The organism is Massilia forsythiae, assembly GCF_012849555.1.
GTDB lineage: Bacteria > Pseudomonadota > Gammaproteobacteria > Burkholderiales > Burkholderiaceae_D > Telluria > Telluria forsythiae.
The window spans coordinates 2,569,289-2,585,715 of record NZ_CP051685.1 but is presented as its reverse complement, the minus strand read 5'-3'; the positions used below and the strand labels follow the sequence as shown (position 1 = coordinate 2,585,715).

The 16,427-nt window shown below is 67.8% G+C and carries 12 protein-coding genes and 1 pseudogene; 6 read left to right on the top strand and 7 right to left on the bottom strand.

From position 1 onward, the window contains the following. Positions 1-5: 5 nt before the first annotated feature. From HH212_RS11120 to HH212_RS11100, 5 genes and pseudogenes are all read right to left on the bottom strand, one after another. Entirely contained in the window at positions 6-1,460 is a 1,455-nt protein-coding gene (locus tag HH212_RS11120; protein ID WP_170202534.1) for a formimidoylglutamate deiminase, read from the bottom strand. Next, a complete protein-coding gene (gene hutG, locus HH212_RS11115) occupies positions 1,457-2,269 on the bottom strand; it encodes an N-formylglutamate deformylase (protein ID WP_170202533.1) in 813 nt (270 codons plus the stop codon). The genes HH212_RS11120 and hutG overlap by 4 nt, the downstream gene beginning before the upstream one ends. Before the next feature lie 147 nt (positions 2,270-2,416). Beyond that, the gene (gene hutH / locus HH212_RS11110) at positions 2,417-4,033 is read right to left on the bottom strand and encodes a histidine ammonia-lyase (RefSeq protein ID WP_170202532.1); all 1,617 of its coding nucleotides are present in this window, start codon (positions 4,031-4,033) and stop codon (positions 2,417-2,419) included. A gap of 86 nt (positions 4,034-4,119) precedes the next feature. Further along, positions 4,120-5,907: pseudogene (hutU, locus tag HH212_RS11105) on the bottom strand (urocanate hydratase); the annotation flags it as partial. 240 nt (positions 5,908-6,147) lie between these two features. Next, positions 6,148-7,815 carry an amidohydrolase gene (locus HH212_RS11100; protein WP_170202530.1) on the bottom strand — a complete coding sequence of 556 codons (1,668 nt, stop codon included), beginning with the start codon at positions 7,813-7,815 and terminating at the stop codon, positions 6,148-6,150. A 194-nt stretch (positions 7,816-8,009) separates the two neighbouring features. On the opposite strand from HH212_RS11100, the gene HH212_RS11095 reads away from it, so the two are divergent. Further along, the gene (locus HH212_RS11095; RefSeq protein ID WP_229217669.1) at positions 8,010-8,738 is read left to right on the top strand and encodes a transposase; all 729 of its coding nucleotides are present in this window, start codon (positions 8,010-8,012) and stop codon (positions 8,736-8,738) included. 8 nt (positions 8,739-8,746) lie between these two features. Here the strand turns inward: HH212_RS11095 and ada are convergent, their stop codons facing one another. Continuing rightward, a complete protein-coding gene (gene ada / locus HH212_RS11090) occupies positions 8,747-9,877 on the bottom strand; it encodes a bifunctional DNA-binding transcriptional regulator/O6-methylguanine-DNA methyltransferase Ada (protein WP_170205385.1) in 1,131 nt (376 codons plus the stop codon). A gap of 95 nt (positions 9,878-9,972) precedes the next feature. Here ada and hutC point away from each other — a divergent pair, with 95 nt between their 5' ends. The 5 genes from hutC to HH212_RS11065 all read left to right on the top strand — a co-directional run bounded on the left by hutC (position 9,973) and on the right by HH212_RS11065 (position 15,501). Next, a complete protein-coding gene (hutC, locus tag HH212_RS11085) occupies positions 9,973-10,719 on the top strand; it encodes a histidine utilization transcriptional repressor HutC (protein WP_170202529.1) in 747 nt (248 codons plus the stop codon). Positions 10,720-11,172: 453 nt separating this feature from the next. Next, the gene (trxA, locus tag HH212_RS11080) at positions 11,173-11,499 is read left to right on the top strand and encodes a thioredoxin TrxA (protein ID WP_170202528.1); all 327 of its coding nucleotides are present in this window, start codon (positions 11,173-11,175) and stop codon (positions 11,497-11,499) included. 149 nt (positions 11,500-11,648) lie between these two features. Beyond that, positions 11,649-12,911, top strand: a complete 1,263-nt coding sequence (gene rho, locus HH212_RS11075) for a transcription termination factor Rho (RefSeq protein ID WP_170202527.1) — start codon at positions 11,649-11,651, stop codon at positions 12,909-12,911. A 326-nt stretch (positions 12,912-13,237) separates the two neighbouring features. Then, complete coding sequence (locus HH212_RS11070) at positions 13,238-13,507, top strand: type B 50S ribosomal protein L31 (protein ID WP_170202526.1); 270 nt, start codon at positions 13,238-13,240, stop codon at positions 13,505-13,507. A 149-nt stretch (positions 13,508-13,656) separates the two neighbouring features. Further along, positions 13,657-15,501: an ArnT family glycosyltransferase gene (locus tag HH212_RS11065; protein ID WP_170202525.1), complete on the top strand. Its 1,845-nt coding sequence runs from the start codon at positions 13,657-13,659 to the stop codon at positions 15,499-15,501. A gap of 4 nt (positions 15,502-15,505) precedes the next feature. On the opposite strand, the gene HH212_RS11060 is transcribed toward HH212_RS11065, so the two are convergent. Then, complete coding sequence (locus HH212_RS11060) at positions 15,506-16,186, bottom strand: FxDxF family PEP-CTERM protein (RefSeq protein ID WP_170202524.1); 681 nt, start codon at positions 16,184-16,186, stop codon at positions 15,506-15,508. Positions 16,187-16,427 lie beyond the last annotated feature (241 nt).

The following is a 16,427-nucleotide window of genomic DNA, read 5'->3' as shown; positions in this document are numbered from 1 at the left end:
CAAGATTAATCCTGGCGCAATTGGCGCATGGCTGTGCGCCAGCGCCGCGCGATCGCCTCCTGGTCGACGTGGCGCCCGCCGCGCACCGCCCAGCGCCCCCCGGCCAGCACGTCGCGCACCAGGTTGTCGTTACCGCAGAACAGGAAGCGCCCGAGCACCGCGTCCGGCCCGAGCCCGTCGAGGTTGGGGTGGCCGTCGTCCAGCACCAGCAGGTCGGCGCGCCGGCCGGGCGCCAGGCTGCCGATCGGGCGCGCCGCCGCCTGGGCGCCGCCGCGCAGCGCTTCGCTCCACAAGAAGGCGGCGACGTCGGGCCGGCCGGGCGCGCAGGCGACGTTGCGGCGCCTGCCGGCCAGGCGCTGGCCGTACTCCAGCCAGCGCAGCTCTTCCACCGGGCTCTGGGACACGTGGCTGTCGCTGCCGATGCCGAAGCGGCCGCCTGCGGCGATATACGGCGCCAGCGGGAACAAGCCGTCGCCCAGGTTGGCCTCGGTAGTCGGACACAGGCCGGCCACGGCGCCGCTGGCGGCCAGGCCGGCGATCTCGTGCGGCGCCAGGTGGGTCGCGTGCACCAGGCACCAGCGCGCATCGATGTCGCCGTGTTCCAGCAGCAGCTCGACCGGACGGCGGCCGGTGGCGCGCAGGCACGCGCGCACCTCCTGTTCCTGCTCGGCGACGTGGATGTGCAGCGGCCGCCCGGCGGGCAGCGCCTGCGCCAGCGCGCGCACCTGCGCGAGCGTGGCGGCGCGCAGCGAATGCGGGGCGGCGCCGATTTCCAGTTGCGGCCCGCGCAGCGGGGCCAGCGCCTCGACGATGCGCAGCACGCGGTCCGGATCGGTGTGGAAGCGCCGCTGCTGCGGCGCCAGCGGCGCTTCCCCGAAGCCGGCATGCGCGTACAGCACCGGCAGCAGGGTCAGGCCGATGCCGGCCTCCCGCGCCGCGCGCGCGATGCGCTGGGCGGTCTCCGCCGGCTGCGCGTACGGCTGGCCCTCGGGGTCGTGCTGCAGGTAGTGGAACTCGCATACCGCCGTGTAGCCTTGGCGCAGGCACTCGGCGTACAGCTGCGCCGCCACCGCTTGCAGCTGCTCCGGCGTGATGCGGTTGGCGCAGCGGTACATCAGCTCACGCCAGGTCCAGAAGCTGTCCGGCTCGGCGCCGCCGCCGGCGCGTTCGGCCAGGCCGCCCAGGGCGCGCTGGAAGGCGTGCGAGTGCAGGTTGATCATGCCGGGGATGACGTATTCCACGCACGGCGGCGCGGCCGCCTCCGCGGCCCCGTCCGCATCGCCGCGAGGAGCGGGATGCGCCGGCCGGATGTCGGGCCGGAGGCCGGGCCGGGCAGCGCCCGCCTCCACCCGCACCAGGTCGCCGCTACCGTCCCAGGCCAGCAGCACGTCGGCCTGCCAGCCATCGGGCAGCAATGCGTGGCGCGCGAACAGGGCGCCGCCGGCTGCGTCCGCGCTCATGCGCGCACCCAGGCCAGCGCCGCCTGCAGCAGCGCGCGCAGCAGCGGCTGCACCCGGGCCGCCAGCGCGGGGCGGTAGGCGAAGGGCGGCGCCTCGTCCATGTACAGGCACTGGCACATCTCCAGCTGGATCGCGTGCACGCCCTGCTCCGGACGGCCATAGGCGCGGGTGATGTGGCCGCCCTTGAAGCGGCCGTCGAAGACGAACGTCAGGCGTTCCCGGGCCGGCGCCGCACTCACCTGAAAACGCCGAAGCGCCTCCTGCAATGCGTCCTGCAACGCCGGCGCGCACGACTTGCCGTCGGCGCTGCCGAAGTTCAGGTCGGGCAGGCGACCGTCGAAGAAGCGCGGCACGCGCGAGGCGATCGAATGCGCATCCCACAGCACCACCTGCCCGTGCAGCGCGCGCAGGCGCGCCAGTTCGGCCTGCAACTGGCGGTGATAAGGCTGCCAGTAGCGCGCCAGGCGCTCTTCGATCTCGTCCGCATCCGGCTCCCGGCCCGGCCGGTACAGGCGCTCGCGCGCGAAGGTGTCGACCGGACACAGGCCGGTGGTGTCCCGGCCCGGATACAGGCTGCTGTCCTCGGGCGGCCGGTTCAGGTCGATCAGGTAGCGCGACCAGCGTGCCGACAGCAGCGACACGCCCAGTTCCTCGGCAAACGCATACAGCCGGTCGAGGTGGCGGTCGGTGTCGGCGCGCGCCGCGGCGCAGGGCGCGAAGCGCGCATCGATTGCGTCCGGGACGTCGGTGCCGACGTGGGGAATCGACAGCAGCAAGGGCTGAGTGCCCGGCTTGAAGTGGAAATCCATTGCGCCTCCCGTAGCGGCCATGCTGCCTGCCCTCGCCCGAAGCGCCGCCCGCGCTGCGGCTTGGTGGCCGGTTTTCATGGCCCTAGTAAATCGGTTAGTTGCATTTTAAAGCGACAGCTGCGCTTCAGGCGCTGCGCCCCGGCAGTGTCAATCCGGACGCAGCGCCGCGAACACCGGCGCGCATACGGCGGACAACGCGCCCGCCATCACCATCCCGCGCGCCGCCTCGATGTCCGGCGCCAGGAAGCGGTCCTCGTCGAAGGCGGGCACCGTAGTCCGCAACAGCGCGTGCACCTGCTCCAGGTGCGCCGAACTGGCCAGCGGACGGTGGAACTCGATCCCCTGCGCCGCCGCCAGCCATTCGATGGCGACGATCGCGCCGGTATTGCGCGCCATCTGTTCCAGGCGCCGGGCCGCGAAGGTCGCCATGCTGACGTGGTCTTCCTGGTTGGCCGAGGTCGGCAGGCTGTCGACGCTGGCCGGATGCGCCAGCGACTTGTTTTCCGACGCCAGCGCGGCCGCGGTCACGTGGGCGATCATGAAGCCGGAATTCACGCCCGGCTCGCGCACCAGGAAGGGCGGCAGGCCGGACAGCGTGGCGTCGATCAGCAGCGCGATGCGGCGCTCGGCCAGCGCGCCGATCTCGGCGATGGCCAGCGCCAGCGTGTCGGCGGCGAAGGCGACCGGCTCGGCGTGGAAGTTGCCGCCCGAGATGACCAGCGGCGTGCCTCCATGCGCATCGCCAGCGGCGCCCGCCGGGAACAGCAGCGGATTGTCGGTGACGGCGTTCGCCTCGATCAGCAGCGTGCGTCCGGCCTGCGCGATCAGGTCGAGCGCGGCGCCCATCACTTGCGGCTGGCAGCGCAGGCTGTACGGGTCTTGCACGCGCTCGTCGCCGACCAGGTGCGAGGCGCGGATGGCGCTGCCGGCCACCAGCTCGCGGTACACCGCCGCCGCCGCGATCTGCCCCGGCTGGCCGCGCACCGCGTGCACGCGCGCGTCGAACGGCGCATCGCTGCCGCGCGCGGCGTCCAGCGACAATGCCCCGGTCGCCATGCCGGCTTCCAGCACGCGCTCGGCCAGGAACAAGCCGTGCAGCGCCAGCGCCGTCGATACCTGGGTGCCGTTGATCAGCGCCAGTCCCTCCTTCGCCGCCAGCACCACCGGCGCGATGCCGGCCGCCGCCAGCGCCTCCGCGGCATCGACCAGCGCGCCGGCGACGCGCACCCGGCCCACGCCCAGCAGCGCCAGTGTCATGTGCGCCAGCGGCGCCAGGTCGCCGGACGCGCCGACCGAGCCCTGCGCCGGGATGGCCGGCACGATGCCGGCGTTGTACAGCGCGACCAGGGTATCGACGATCAGCGGGCGCACGCCGGAAAAGCCGCGTGCCAGGCTGCCGATCTTGGTCAGCAGGACCAGGCGCACCACCGGATCCGGCAGCAATTCCCCGGTGCCGACCGCGTGCGACAGGATCAGGTTGCGCTGCAGGCGCTCGAGCTGGTCGGGCGCGATGTGGCGCCGGGCCAGCAGGCCGAAGCCGGTGTTGATGCCGTAGGCCGGATCGCCCCTGGCGATCAGGGCGCGCACCACGGCGGCGGAGGCGTCGATGGCGGCGTAGGCGTCCGGCGCCAGCGCCAGCGCGGGGGCGCCGCCTGCTCCGATGGCCGCGGCGGGCGCATCGGCGGCGTTCCAGACCCGGCGCAGGTCCGCCAGCGTCAGCGCGCCGGGTTGCAGGGCCAGCGTGGCGCCGCGTTCGTGGCTCATGGCGCCGTGTCCATGCCCGCATCCGTGCCGGCGGACGCGGAAGCGTGCCGGCCGGGGTGCGCCGCATTATCATTCAAATTCGCATCCAGCATCGGCAGGTCCAGCCCGTGGCGCCTGGCGGTGTCGACGGCGCTGTCGTAGCCGGCATCGGCGTGGCGCATCACGCCCGAGGCGCAATCGTTGACCAGCACGCGCGCCAGGCGCTTGTCCGCTTCTTGGCTGCCGTCGGCCACGATGACCACGCCGGCATGCTGCGAATAGCCCATGCCGACGCCGCCGCCGTGGTGCAGCGAGACCCAGGTGGCGCCGCCGGCGGTGTTCAGCAGCGCGTTCAGCAGCGGCCAGTCGGACACCGCGTCGCTGCCGTCGCGCATCGCTTCGGTTTCGCGGTTGGGACTGGCGACCGAGCCGGTGTCGAGGTGGTCACGCCCGATCACGATCGGCGCCTTCAACTCTCCGCTGCGCACCATGGCGTTGAAGGCCAGGCCGGCCAGGTGGCGTTCTCCCAGTCCGAGCCAGCAGATGCGCGCCGGCAGCCCCTGGAAGGCGATGCGTTCACGCGCCATGTCGAGCCAGCGGTGCACGCGCGCGTGCTGCGGGAACAGTTCCTTGATCTTGGCGTCGGTCTTGTAGATATCCTCGGGGTCGCCGGACAGCGCCACCCAGCGGAACGGACCGCGCCCCTCGCAGAATTGCGGGCGGATATAGGCCGGCACGAAGCCGGGAAAGGAAAAGGCGTCCGCCACGCCGGCGTCGAATGCTACCTGCCGGATGTTGTTGCCGTAGTCGACCGCCTGCGCGCCCAGCGCCTTGAAGTCGAGGATGGCCCGCACGTGCGCCGCGCACGAGCTGGCGGCGGCCTGGCGCAGCACGGCGTGGCAGGCCGGGTCGCGCTGGGCCGCCTGCCACTCGTCGATGGTCCAGCCGAGCGGCAGGTAGCCGTGCAGCAGGTCGTGCGCCGAGGTCTGGTCGGTGACCAGGTCGGGCACCAGGCCGGCGCCTGCGTCACCTGCGCCATCTGCGCCGCTGCGCGCGCGCCGCACCAGTTCCGGCAGCACTTCGGCGGCATTGCCGAGCAGGCCGATCGACACCGCCTCGCGCCGCGCCTTGTGATGGCGCACCAGCGCCAGCGCCTCGTCGAGGTCGCGCGCCTGCTTGTCCAGGTAGCCGGTGCGCAGGCGGAAATCGATGCTGCCCTGGCGGCACTCGACGATCAAGGACACCGCTCCGGCGAAGCTGGCCGCCAGCGGCTGCGCGCCGCCCATGCCGCCCAGGCCGGCGCTCAGGATCCAGCGGCCGCTCATGCTGCCGCCGAAGTGCCGGCGCCCAGCCTCGGCAAAGGTTTCGTAGGTCCCCTGCACGATGCCCTGGGTGCCGATGTAGATCCAGCTGCCGGCCGTCATCTGCCCGTACATGAACAGGCCCTTGCGGTCGAGCTCGTTGAAATGCTCCCAGGTCGCCCATTTCGGCACCAGGTTCGAGTTCGCCAGCAGCACGCGCGGCGCGTCGGCATGGGTCTGGAATACGCCGACCGGCTTGCCGGACTGGATCAGCAGGGTCTGGTCGTCTTCCAGCGTGCGCAGCGTGGCCAGGATACGGTCGTAGCATGCCCAGTCGCGCGCGGCGCGGCCGATGCCGCCGTAGACCACCAGGCGCTGCGGGTCCTCGGCGACTTCGGCGTCCAGGTTGTTCTGCAACATGCGGTAGGCGGCCTCGGTCAGCCAGCTCTTGCAGTGCAGCCCGTTGCCTCGCGGGGCGCGGATGTGGCGCGCGGGGTCGAAGCGTGGGTCCGGCGCACGGTGCAGGTCCGGGGCCGCATGAAGATCCGTACCGGTGGCGGCTGGCGCGGCGGATGGCGGCAAGGCATCGGTCATGACGGCTCCTCGGATAGGTGCACGAAACATGGAACGCAAAACATGGCGCTCAAACAATGCATGCCGGCTGATACACGCGCGGCTGACAAGCGCAATGCTCATAGCGCAAGACACAGCTTGGACGGCACGGCAGCGCCGTCCATTCAAGCCAGTCTAGGTTGTCTATACAAGGCCGTCAATCCATTTTTGCACGCCGGGCGCTGCCCGCCGATCGCAGCGCCCGGCGGTCTGGCGAGCAGCTTATTTCCTGGCGTAGACCTGGCGGCCGGCCACCCAGGTTTCCAGCACGCCCATCTTGTGGATGTCGTACACCGACATCTTGAACAGGTCCTGGTCGACCACGATGAAATCGGCGTACTTGCCCGCTTCGAGCGAGCCGAGGTTCTTTTCCTGGTGGCCGGCATAGGCCGCGTCCAGCGTGAAGCAGCGGAACGCTTCCTTCAGCGACATTTCCTGCTCCGGATACCAGCCGGCGATCGGCTGGCCGCCCGCATCCTGGCGCGTGACGGCCGCGTGGATGCCGAAGAATGGATTCGGCGCCTCGACCGGGAAGTCGGAACCGCAGGCGATGCGCGAACCCTGCTGCAGGAAAGTGCGCCAGGCGTAGGCGCCCTTGATGCGCTCGGCGCCGACACGCTGCTCGGCCATGTTCTTGTCCGAGGTCGCGTGGGTCGGCTGCATCGACGGGATGATGCCGATGGTCTTGAAGCGCGGGATGTCGGCGGGAGTCACGACCTGGGCGTGCTCGATGCGGTGGCGCAGCGCCTCGGCGTGGTTGGCCGGGATTTCCTTGGCGAAGGTGTCGAGGATTTGATGGTTGCCGGCGTCGCCGATCGCATGCACGTTGACCTGGTAGCCCTTCTTCATGGCCTTGGCGATCATCGCGTCCATTTCCTGGTCGGTGTGGAACAGCAGGCCGTGCGAATGCGGATCGTCGCTGTAGGGCGCCAGCAGCGCGGCGCCGCGGCTGCCCAGCGCGCCGTCCGAATACAGTTTGACGGCGCGCAGCGCGTACATGTCCTTGCCGTAGCCTTGCAGCGGACCGTTCTTCGACAGCTGGTCGAAGTCGGCGTCGGTGCCGCCGATCATGCCGTAGATACGCGCGGTGAGCTTGCCGTGGTCGGCATAATCCCGGTACAGGCGGTCCTGCACCGCGCTGACGCCGGCATCGTGGGCGCTGGTCAGGCCGACGCTGGCCATCGCCGCCAGCGCCTTGTCCAGCATCGTGCGGCCTTCCTGCTCGGTCGGCTGCGGCAGCACCTTCTTCATCAGGCCCTGGGCGGCGTCGACCAGCACGCCGGTCGCCACGCCGTTGGCGTCGCGCACGATCTTGCCGCCGACCGGGTCCGGCGTGGCATTGGTGATGCCGGCCAGCGCCAGCGCGCGGCTGTTGGCCCAGCCGGCGTGGCCGTCGACGCGTTCCAGCCAGGCCGGGCGGTCGGACACGGCGGCGTCGAGTTCCGCGGCGGTCGGGAAGCGGCCCAGCTTCCAGTTCTCCTGGTTCCAGCCGCGCCCGCGCACCCATGCGCCTTGGGCATTGGCGCGCGCATAGGCGCCGATCGACGCCAGCGCGCCCTGCAGCGAGGTGCTGGCCGACAGGTCCAGCTGGGTCAGCATCTCGCCAAGGCCGAACACGTGGCCATGGGCATCGATCAGCCCGGGCAGCACGGTGCGCCCGCGCATGTCGACGTGACGCGCCCCCGGCGCCCTGGCCGCCACCTCCTGCGCCGCGCCGACCGCCGTGATCCGGCCCCGATCGTCAAACGCCAGCGACGCAAACCGGACGACGTCGCCCCGGGCGTTCAGCGTGTAGCCGTTGGCATTGTCGATCACCGTATCGGCCTGCGCCGCCGACAACACGCCGCACGCGGCCAGGACGAAAGAGGAACACTGCAGGGCAAAGCGCATCGGGGTCTCCGTAAGAGTGAAAGGCAAACGCCGAGTGTAGCGAACATTCGGGGTCAGAGCACAATTCATTCGGGGTCAGAGCACATTCACGCAAAATTTCGGGGTCAGAGCACTTTCAATAGAAACGAACTGCAGGCAATTGAGCTGTCTCCATTTGTTTGTCACCAGCTTCGCTAAGGTCGAGCTTTTCGTTCATGACCGATGACACCATGGCACGACGCCCACGCCTGCTGCTTCCCGCAGTACCTCTGCATATCATCCAACGCGGGAATAATCGCAATCCTTGTTTTGCCGAGGAAGCCGACTATCTGGTGTATCTATCGCTATTGCAGCAATATGCCGCAGCTGCGGCCTGCCAGATCCACGCCTATGTACTGATGACGAATCATGTGCATTTGCTGCTCTCCTCAGGCAGTGCCAACGGCCCGAGTGTGCTCATGCGCCGGCTCGGTCAACACTATGTCCAGTATTTCAATCGCCGCTACCAACGCACTGGGACGCTGTGGGAGGGACGGTTCCGCTCCTCTCTGGTGGACCATGAACGCTATTTGCTGGTTTGCCAGCGTTATATCGAGCTCAATCCCGTACGCGCTCGCATGGTAAGCGAACCGGGCCAGTATCGCTGGTCGAGTTTCCGTGCGAATGCATTGGGCGAAGACGATCCCTTGATTACGCCGCACATCGTGTACGAGGGACTGGGCCGGCACGACGCGGAACGTCGGTGCACATACCGATGTCTGTTCGAGGAAACGCTGTCCGATCACATGCTGGAACAGATCCGGTACGCAGGCAACAGCAATTCACCGCTCGGGCCGGAATCGTTTGTCGTTGAAACCTCCAGGTCGCTTGGCATGGCGCCTCGCAGGAAATACAACAGACAACCAGTTGTAGTCGGCAAGAACTTGCCTGACAAAGTGCTCTGACCCCGAATTCAATCGCGATTGTGCTCTGACCCCGAATTTTCCAGGCTTTCGCGGGCCAGCAGCGTGCGCTTGCGCTCGATGCCCCAGCGGTAGCCGGACAGGGCGCCGTCGAGGCGCACCACGCGGTGGCAGGGGATGGCGATGGCGGCCGGGTTGGCGGCGCAGGCGCCGGCGACGGCGCGCGCGCCTTGCGGCATGCCGAGGCGCTCGGCCAGTTCGGCGTAGCTGACGGTCCGGCCGGCCGGGATCTGGCGCAGCGCCTGCCACACGCGCTGCTGGAAGGCGGTGCCGCGCACGTCCAGCGGCAAATCGAGGCCGAGGCGCGGCGCCTCCACCAGCGCGACCACCTGCGCCACGGTGCGTTCGAATTCCGCTTCGGCGCCCACCAGCTTGGCCCGCGGAAAGCGTTCCTGCAAGTCGCGCACCAGAGGTTCGGGATCGTCGCCCAGCAGGATCGCGCAGATGCCCTTGCCGGTGGCGGCCACCAGCAGCGCGCCCAGCGAGCAGGCCGCCACCGCGAAACGGATCGCTTCGCCGCTGCCGCCGGCGCGGTAGCGGCGCGGCGTCATGCCGAGCACGCCGGAGGAGGCGGCGTAGAAGCGGCCGCTGGAGTTGAAGCCGGCGTCGTAGGCGGCGGCGGTGACGCTGCCCGCCTGCGCCAGCGCCTGGCGCAGGCGGCCGGCACGGCGCGCGTTGACATAGGCCTTGGGCGTGATGCCGGTCTGCGCCTTGAACACGCGGTGGAAATGGAAGCGGCTCATGCCGCCGGCCTCGGCCAGGGTGTCGAGGTCGGGCTCGTCGGCGCCATTGTCGACGGCAGCGTCGATGAGGCGGCAGGCGCGCGCCACCGCCTGCGCCTGGCGCTCGGCCAGCGGCGCTTCGGTGGGACGGCAGCGCAGGCAGGGCCGGAAGCCGGCCGCCTCGGCATCGCCGCGGCTGGCGTGAAAGGCGACGTTGCCGCGCCGCGGCGTGCGCGACGGGCAGGACGGCCGGCAATACACGCCGGTCGTGCGCACCGAATAAAAGAACGCGCCGTCGGCCGCCCCGGCGCGCGCGCAGACCGCGGCCCAGCGCGCATCGTCGCTGGCGAACGCGTCCGTTTCACTGCTCTTGTCACTGCTGTCGATGATGGTGTCCATGCCGTTCTCCCGGTTCATGACGCCATCGTAAACGCCGCCGCCGCGGCGCGCATCCCGGGTCTTGCTTTCGAATCCGCGGTGCTAGAATGCGCCGCATGGCACCACCCACACCGGAGAGCAGTTTGAACGGACAGATCGCGCAGGACAGCACGCCCATCTTCCAGCGCATCAAGGATTACCTGGTGGGCGAGATCGCCGCCGGGCGCTGGAAGGAAGGCGACCTGGTGCCGTCCGAGCAGGCGCTGGGGCGCCAGTTCGGCGCCTCGCGCATGACCGTCAACCGCGCCGTGCGCGAACTCACCGCGCAGCAGGTACTGACGCGGCGCCAGGGCGCCGGCACCTACGTCGCGCCGCAGAAATACCAGGCCACGCTGGTCGAGATCCGCAACATCGCCGACGAGGCGCGCGCGCGCGGCCACGCCCACGCCAGCCGCCCGCACCTGCTGGAACGGGCCGTGGCGGACGAGGCGCTGGCGCCGCGCTTCGGCCTGGTACCGGGTGCGCCGCTGTTCCACTCGCTGATCGTGCACGAGGAGGACGGCCGGCCGATCCAGGTCGAGGACCGCTGGGTCAATCCGGCCTGCGCACCAGGCTACCTGGAACAGGATTTCACCCGCATCACGCCCAACGAGCATTTGATGGCGGTGGCGCCGCTACAGGGCGCCAGCTACAGTATCGAAGCCTTGCCGGCGCCGCGCGACATCGCCGCGATGCTGGACATCTCCCCCGGCACATGCTGCCTGGTACTGAACCGCAGCACCACGTCGAACGGCATGGTGGCGTCGGTGGTGACGATGTGGCATCCCGGGCACTTGTACAAATTTACCGGGCGTGTCGCTTGAACCACGCGCCGAAAAAAAGCCGGCGGCAGATGCGCACGGGGCTTGTAGTTACGCGATAATGGCGCCAATTCAGAGGTTGGAAATCGTGTCGTGCACCGGCCGCCGCCAGCTCGGCGAGCGTGTCGGGATTTTGTACAAAGCTCACGAACACGTTTCAATAAAATAGGTTATTATTTCAGCCAATCCCCGCCTGATATCCTCTTGCAGCCCTTCCCCATCTTGAGTGGCGCACACATTGTCTCCACCATTGTGTTGCCGAACCAGTCTGACGAATGCGGAAACCGGCTGGCGACCAGGGAACCTTGAACCTCGACGCGAGCGGCAGCCATGCCGGTCGGAGCGCGCCGCCCACGCAGCGCCCCGCCGCAATGCCGCCGGCGCCGCCGGATCACAGGATCGCCGGCCGGCAGAGGCCCTGCAGGCATTAACCGACCACCTCTGACTGAGGAAAACATGAGCGACAACATCAAACACATCAGCGATGCTTCTTTCGAAACCGACGTCATCAAGTCCGACGTGCCGGTCCTGGTCGATTTCTGGGCCGAGTGGTGCGGTCCCTGCAAGATGATCGCCCCGATCCTGGAAGAAGTGGCCCGCGAATACAATGGCAAGCTGGTGATCGCCAAGATGGACGTGGACGCGAACCAGGCCGTGCCGGCCAAGTTCGGCATCCGCGGCATCCCGACCCTGATCCTGTTCAAGAACGGCGTTCCGGCCGCGCAAAAAGTCGGCGCCCTGGCAAAAGGTGCACTGACGGCCTTTATCCAAGACAACATCTGATACCGTTTCGCCTATAATACGCGGCGGCAGCGCGCCCGCACTGCCGCCATTCCGGAAAGACGATCGACTCCGACGCCTTCCCCGTTTATTGACTGACCCACGCAGTTCCCTCCCCTACCTTTACTTTCCCGTCACGGGACACCCGACACATGCACTTATCTGAACTGAAGGCAATGCACGTCTCCGCCCTTCTGGAGATGGCGATCAGCCTGGATATCGACAACGCAGCCCGCCTGCGCAAACAAGAACTGATGTTCGCGATCCTCAAGAAGCGCGCGAAACAAGGCGAACAGATTTTCGGCGATGGCGCGCTCGAGGTATTGCCGGACGGGTTCGGTTTCCTGCGTTCGCCGGACGCCAGCTACATGGCCTCCACCGACGACATCTATATCTCGCCGTCGCAGATCCGCCGCTTCAACCTGCATACGGGTGACTCGATCGAAGGCGAAGTGCGCACGCCCAAGGATGGCGAGCGTTACTTTGCCCTGGTAAAGGTAGACAAGGTCAACGGCGAATCGCCGGAAGCCTCCAAGCACCGCATCCTGTTCGAAAACCTGACGCCGCTGCACCCGAACGAGCCGCTGCGCCTGGAACGCGACATGAACGGCGCCGAAAACATCACCGGCCGCATCGTCGACCTGATCTCGCCGATCGGCAAGGGTCAGCGCGGCCTGCTGGTGGCGTCGCCGAAGTCCGGTAAATCGGTCATGCTGCAGCACATCGCCCACGCCATCACCGCGAATCATCCGGACTGCACGCTGATCGTGCTGCTGATCGACGAGCGTCCGGAAGAAGTGACGGAGATGCAGCGCTCGGTGCGCGGCGAAGTGGTCGCCTCGACCTTCGACGAACCGGCCACCCGCCACGTGCAGGTCGCCGAGATGGTGCTGGAAAAGGCCAAGCGCCTGGTCGAAATGAAGAAGGACGTCGTGATCCTGCTGGACTCGATCACGCGCCTGGCGCGCGCCTACAACACCGTGATCCCGGCCTCGGGCAAGGTGCTGACCGGCGGCGTCGACGCCAACGCGCTGCAGCGTCCGAAGCGTTTCTTCGGCGCCGCCCGCAACGTCGAGGAAGGCGGTTCGCTGACCATCGTCGCCACCGCGCTGATCGAAACCGGCTCGCGCATGGACGACGTGATCTACGAAGAATTCAAGGGCACCGGCAACATGGAAGTGCACCTCGAGCGCCGCCTGGCCGAGAAGCGCGTGTACCCGGCGATCAACCTGAACAAGTCGGGCACCCGCCGCGAAGAACTCTTGATCAAGCCGGACCAGCTGCAGAAAATCTGGATCCTGCGCAAGCTGCTGTACTCGATGGACGAGATCGAGGCGATGGAGTTCATCCTCGACAAGATGCGTGCCACGAAGAACAACGTCGAGTTCTTCGATATGATGCGCCGCGGCGGTTAAGCGCCAAAGGCATCAGTAGCGGCAGGTCATAACTTGCCGCACCACGTCGTCCCCGCGCAGGGTAAAGAATGCCACTGGCATTCTTTACCCCATGCTGAGCCAATTTAATCGGCTATGTATGGGTCCCCGCCTGCGCGGGGACGACGCGTTTGGGCTCCCCAATTTGTATTGGAAACAGTGCCTCACCACCGCGGTTGCCGAGCAGCGCGGCCTGGCTTATAATCTCCGGTTCCGTACCAACCCTGGCAAGTGATCGGCAATCGGGTCAAGAAGCAGCGCGACCGACGAAGTGCCGTTTGGCTACCGACTCAACCAAGGCAAATACCATGAAGACCGATATCCACCCGAATTACCGCGAAGTCGTTTTCCACGATCTGTCGTGCGATTTCAAGTTCATCACCCGTTCGACCATCGCTACCCGCGAAACCACCGATTTCGAAGGCAAGCAATACCCGCTGGTCAAGATCGAGGTGTCGGCTGAATCGCACCCGTTCTTCACCGGCAAGCACAAGATCGTCGACACCGCCGGCCGCGTCGAGAAGTTCCGCCAGAAGTTCGGTTCGGTCGGTTCGAAGACCAGCGTCGCCAACGGCTAAGCCCCGGCTGCACGCATATCGGAAGCCTCCGGGCTTCCAAAGAGGAAGCCTGGGGGCTTCCTTTTTTTTTCGCCGCTATACTACGCGACAATAACCGCGGAGCCTCGACGGACTCCGCGCCGCCTTCGTTCCTACCGCATCCGCTATCGATGAAACCAGTCCGCCTCCCCGCCGCCGCCACCCTCGCGCTGCCACGATGGGCCTTGTACGCACTCGGCCTGCTGTACATCCTGCCGGGCCTGATCGGGCGCGATCCGTGGAAGGACGATGCCGCCAGCTTCGGCATCATGTGGACCATGGCGCACGGCGGCTTCGCCGACTGGCTGCTGCCCAACATCGCCGGCCTGCCCTCGCCCGAGGAAGGGCCGCTGGCATTCTGGCTGGGCGCGCTGTGCATCAAACTGTTCGGCTGGCTGGTGGGCGACGTGCTGGGCGCACGCATCTCGACCATCGGCATCTTCGTGCTGGGCACGGTCTCGCTGTGGCACACCGCCTTCCGCCTGGGGCGGCGCCCCGAGGCGCAGCCGCTGCGCCTGGCCTTCGGCGGCCAGCCCGAACCGGACGACTACGGCCGCACGCTGGCCGACACCGCCGTGCTGCTGTATCTCGGCTGCCTGGGCCTGCTGCTGCACTCCCACGAAACGCTGGCCGTGACCCTGCAGGGCTCGCTGCTAGCCTGGTTCCTGTACCGCTCGGTACGCTACATCGAGCAGGCCGATACCCGCAACGCCGTGCTGGTCGGCGCCGCCCTGGGCGCACTGACCCTGACGCGCGGTTTCGCACCGCCGCTGGTGCTGCTGGCCGCCCTGTACCTGTGCACGCGCTTCCTGCACCTGCCCGCCGCGCCCACCCTGCGCCACCTGGGCCAGGCCGCCGGCGTGGCGCTGCTGGTGGCGCTGGTGTGGATCGTGCCGGCGTCGCTGGCGCACACCTACGGCCAGAACCCGGTGGGCGACTGGATGGCCTGGAATGCCGGCCAGCTGAGCGTGCCGGGCTGGCTGTCGCTGAAAGCCTTTTTTCGCGTCGGCATCTGGTATCTGTGGCCGGCCTGGCCGTTCGCGGCGCTGGCCGCCTGGGCCTGGCGCCGCCAGCACGGCCTGCCGCACATCATCCTGCCGACCTGCTTCGTCGGCGCGCTGACGCTGCTGCTGCTGTGCGACCCGGTCTCGGAAAACGGCGACCTGCTGAAACTGCTGCCGCCGCTGGCGCTGATGGCCGCGTTCGGCCTGCCGACCATGAAGCGCGGTACCATCAACGCCATCGACTGGTTCTCGGTGATGGTGCTGACCCTGCTGGGCGCCCTGGTGTGGCTGTTCTGGATCGCCAAGCTGACCGGCTGGCCGGCCCAGCTGGCCAAGAACGCCCTCAAGCTGGTGCCCGGCTTCACGCCGGAATTCGGCATCGTCTCGTTCACGGTGGCAGCCGCCGTCACCGTCGGCTGGATCTTCCTGGTGCACTGGCGCCTGTCGCGCCAGCCGTCGGTGCTGTGGCGCGCCGTGGTGCTGTCTTCCGGCGGCCTGATCCTGCTGTGGGTGCTGCTGATGACGCTGTTCCTGCCGGACCTGAACTACAGCAAGAGCTACGCCAGCGTAGCACGCCAGATCGCCGCGCGCCTGCCCGCCGACGCCGACTGCATCGACACCAACGTCGGCCCGGCCCAGCGCGCCTCGTTCGCCTACTTCGGCCACCTGCCCTTCGCCGGCGTCGAAGGCAGCAAGTGCAGCTTCCTGCTGGTGCAGGACAGCCAGCGCGCCCTGGCGCAGCAGAAGCTGGAAGCGCAGCAAAAAGCGGACGGACTGCAGAAGGCAGAAGCACAGCAGAAGGCGGCGCCGAAGGAAGACGCGGAACGGCGCGTGATCCAGTATGGCGAACGCCTGTGGGGCGGCAAGGAAGTGCTGTCCGACTTCCGCCCGCGCGACTGGACCCTGTTGTGGGAAGGCCGCCGCCCGTCCGACCGCGACGAACGCTTCCGCCTGTACCGGCGCGCACGCTGAGAAATCAGGGTACGCCGTCATGCTCGATCCTGATCGGCACGGCGGTGCGCGCAGGGTCGCGTCGACGTGCAGACCCTGCCGCCAATCCCAGGCTGCACAAGCCGGACAGCAACACCGTCCAGGCCTGCGGCTCGGGCACTGGCGAAACCGTCAGGTCGCCGCCGAAGGCGCCGCCGCCGGCCCCGGCCACGCGACCATCGATCCGCAATGCGTACGATCCGGCGGCGAGTCCGTAAGCGGAGAGCGTCCATAGATCGGTCAGGTTGGCGCCGAAGCCGGTTTCATCGATGCCGGCGATGGCGTTGCCGAGCACTGCGCCGGTAGCGGGGTCGTAGCGATACAGGTTCAAGCCGGTGATCAAGAGATCCTTGGTCTGCGGCGTGTCCAGATAGGACGAACTGAGCGATGCGGCGACGTCGAACGGTGTGCCCGTATCGAACGTGAAGATGTCGCTGAAGCGTCTGCCCTGTGTTGCAGTGGCAAAGGTATCGCCGAACGACGCGTTGAAGCCGCCCAGGCCATCGTCCACCGCGGCCAGCACAGCGCTGCGCTGAATCTCCTGGGCCTGCGTGGCGGGCGCAGCGAACGCCAGGCCCGCGACGACCGCTGCCAGCAGCCGCAATAACCAGATGCGCGCGACCACTGCCCACGCCTGCGTCCTCCATGGATGCGATGTCGATGTCATGATCGTTCCTTGCCTGGTTGGCGGAATGCCATCCGCGTAGCGATATCCTTACTGATCATTCATCACGGCTGAAGTTCGCCCAACCAGGGTAGCGCCTAGATCAAGCACAAACCCTATCTGTTTACTCAAAAGAGAAAAAGAATCACCCAAGCAATTCGCTTCCTAAAGACATTTGTTTTTGGAAAAGTACCTTTTGAGGAAGGTCAATTATCGCCACGGCTGCCTCGTCAGAATGGTGGAT

What these genes read in the sequence shown, in the direction of transcription:
- HH212_RS11120 (WP_170202534.1), bottom strand. Translation starts at nt 1,460, where the DNA reads ATGAGCGCGGACGCAGCCGGCGGCGCCCTGTTCGCGCGCCACGCATTG.
- hutG (WP_170202533.1), bottom strand. Translation starts at nt 2,269, where the DNA reads ATGGATTTCCACTTCAAGCCGGGCACTCAGCCCTTGCTGCTGTCGATT.
- hutH (WP_170202532.1), bottom strand. Translation starts at nt 4,033, where the DNA reads ATGAGCCACGAACGCGGCGCCACGCTGGCCCTGCAACCCGGCGCGCTG.
- HH212_RS11100 (WP_170202530.1), bottom strand. Translation starts at nt 7,815, where the DNA reads ATGCGCTTTGCCCTGCAGTGTTCCTCTTTCGTCCTGGCCGCGTGCGGC.
- HH212_RS11095 (WP_229217669.1), top strand. Translation starts at nt 8,010, where the DNA reads ATGACCGATGACACCATGGCACGACGCCCACGCCTGCTGCTTCCCGCA.
- ada (WP_170205385.1), bottom strand. Translation starts at nt 9,877, where the DNA reads ATGGACACCATCATCGACAGCAGTGACAAGAGCAGTGAAACGGACGCG.
- hutC (WP_170202529.1), top strand. Translation starts at nt 9,973, where the DNA reads ATGGCACCACCCACACCGGAGAGCAGTTTGAACGGACAGATCGCGCAG.
- trxA (WP_170202528.1), top strand. Translation starts at nt 11,173, where the DNA reads ATGAGCGACAACATCAAACACATCAGCGATGCTTCTTTCGAAACCGAC.
- rho (WP_170202527.1), top strand. Translation starts at nt 11,649, where the DNA reads ATGCACTTATCTGAACTGAAGGCAATGCACGTCTCCGCCCTTCTGGAG.
- HH212_RS11070 (WP_170202526.1), top strand. Translation starts at nt 13,238, where the DNA reads ATGAAGACCGATATCCACCCGAATTACCGCGAAGTCGTTTTCCACGAT.
- HH212_RS11065 (WP_170202525.1), top strand. Translation starts at nt 13,657, where the DNA reads ATGAAACCAGTCCGCCTCCCCGCCGCCGCCACCCTCGCGCTGCCACGA.
- HH212_RS11060 (WP_170202524.1), bottom strand. Translation starts at nt 16,186, where the DNA reads ATGACATCGACATCGCATCCATGGAGGACGCAGGCGTGGGCAGTGGTC.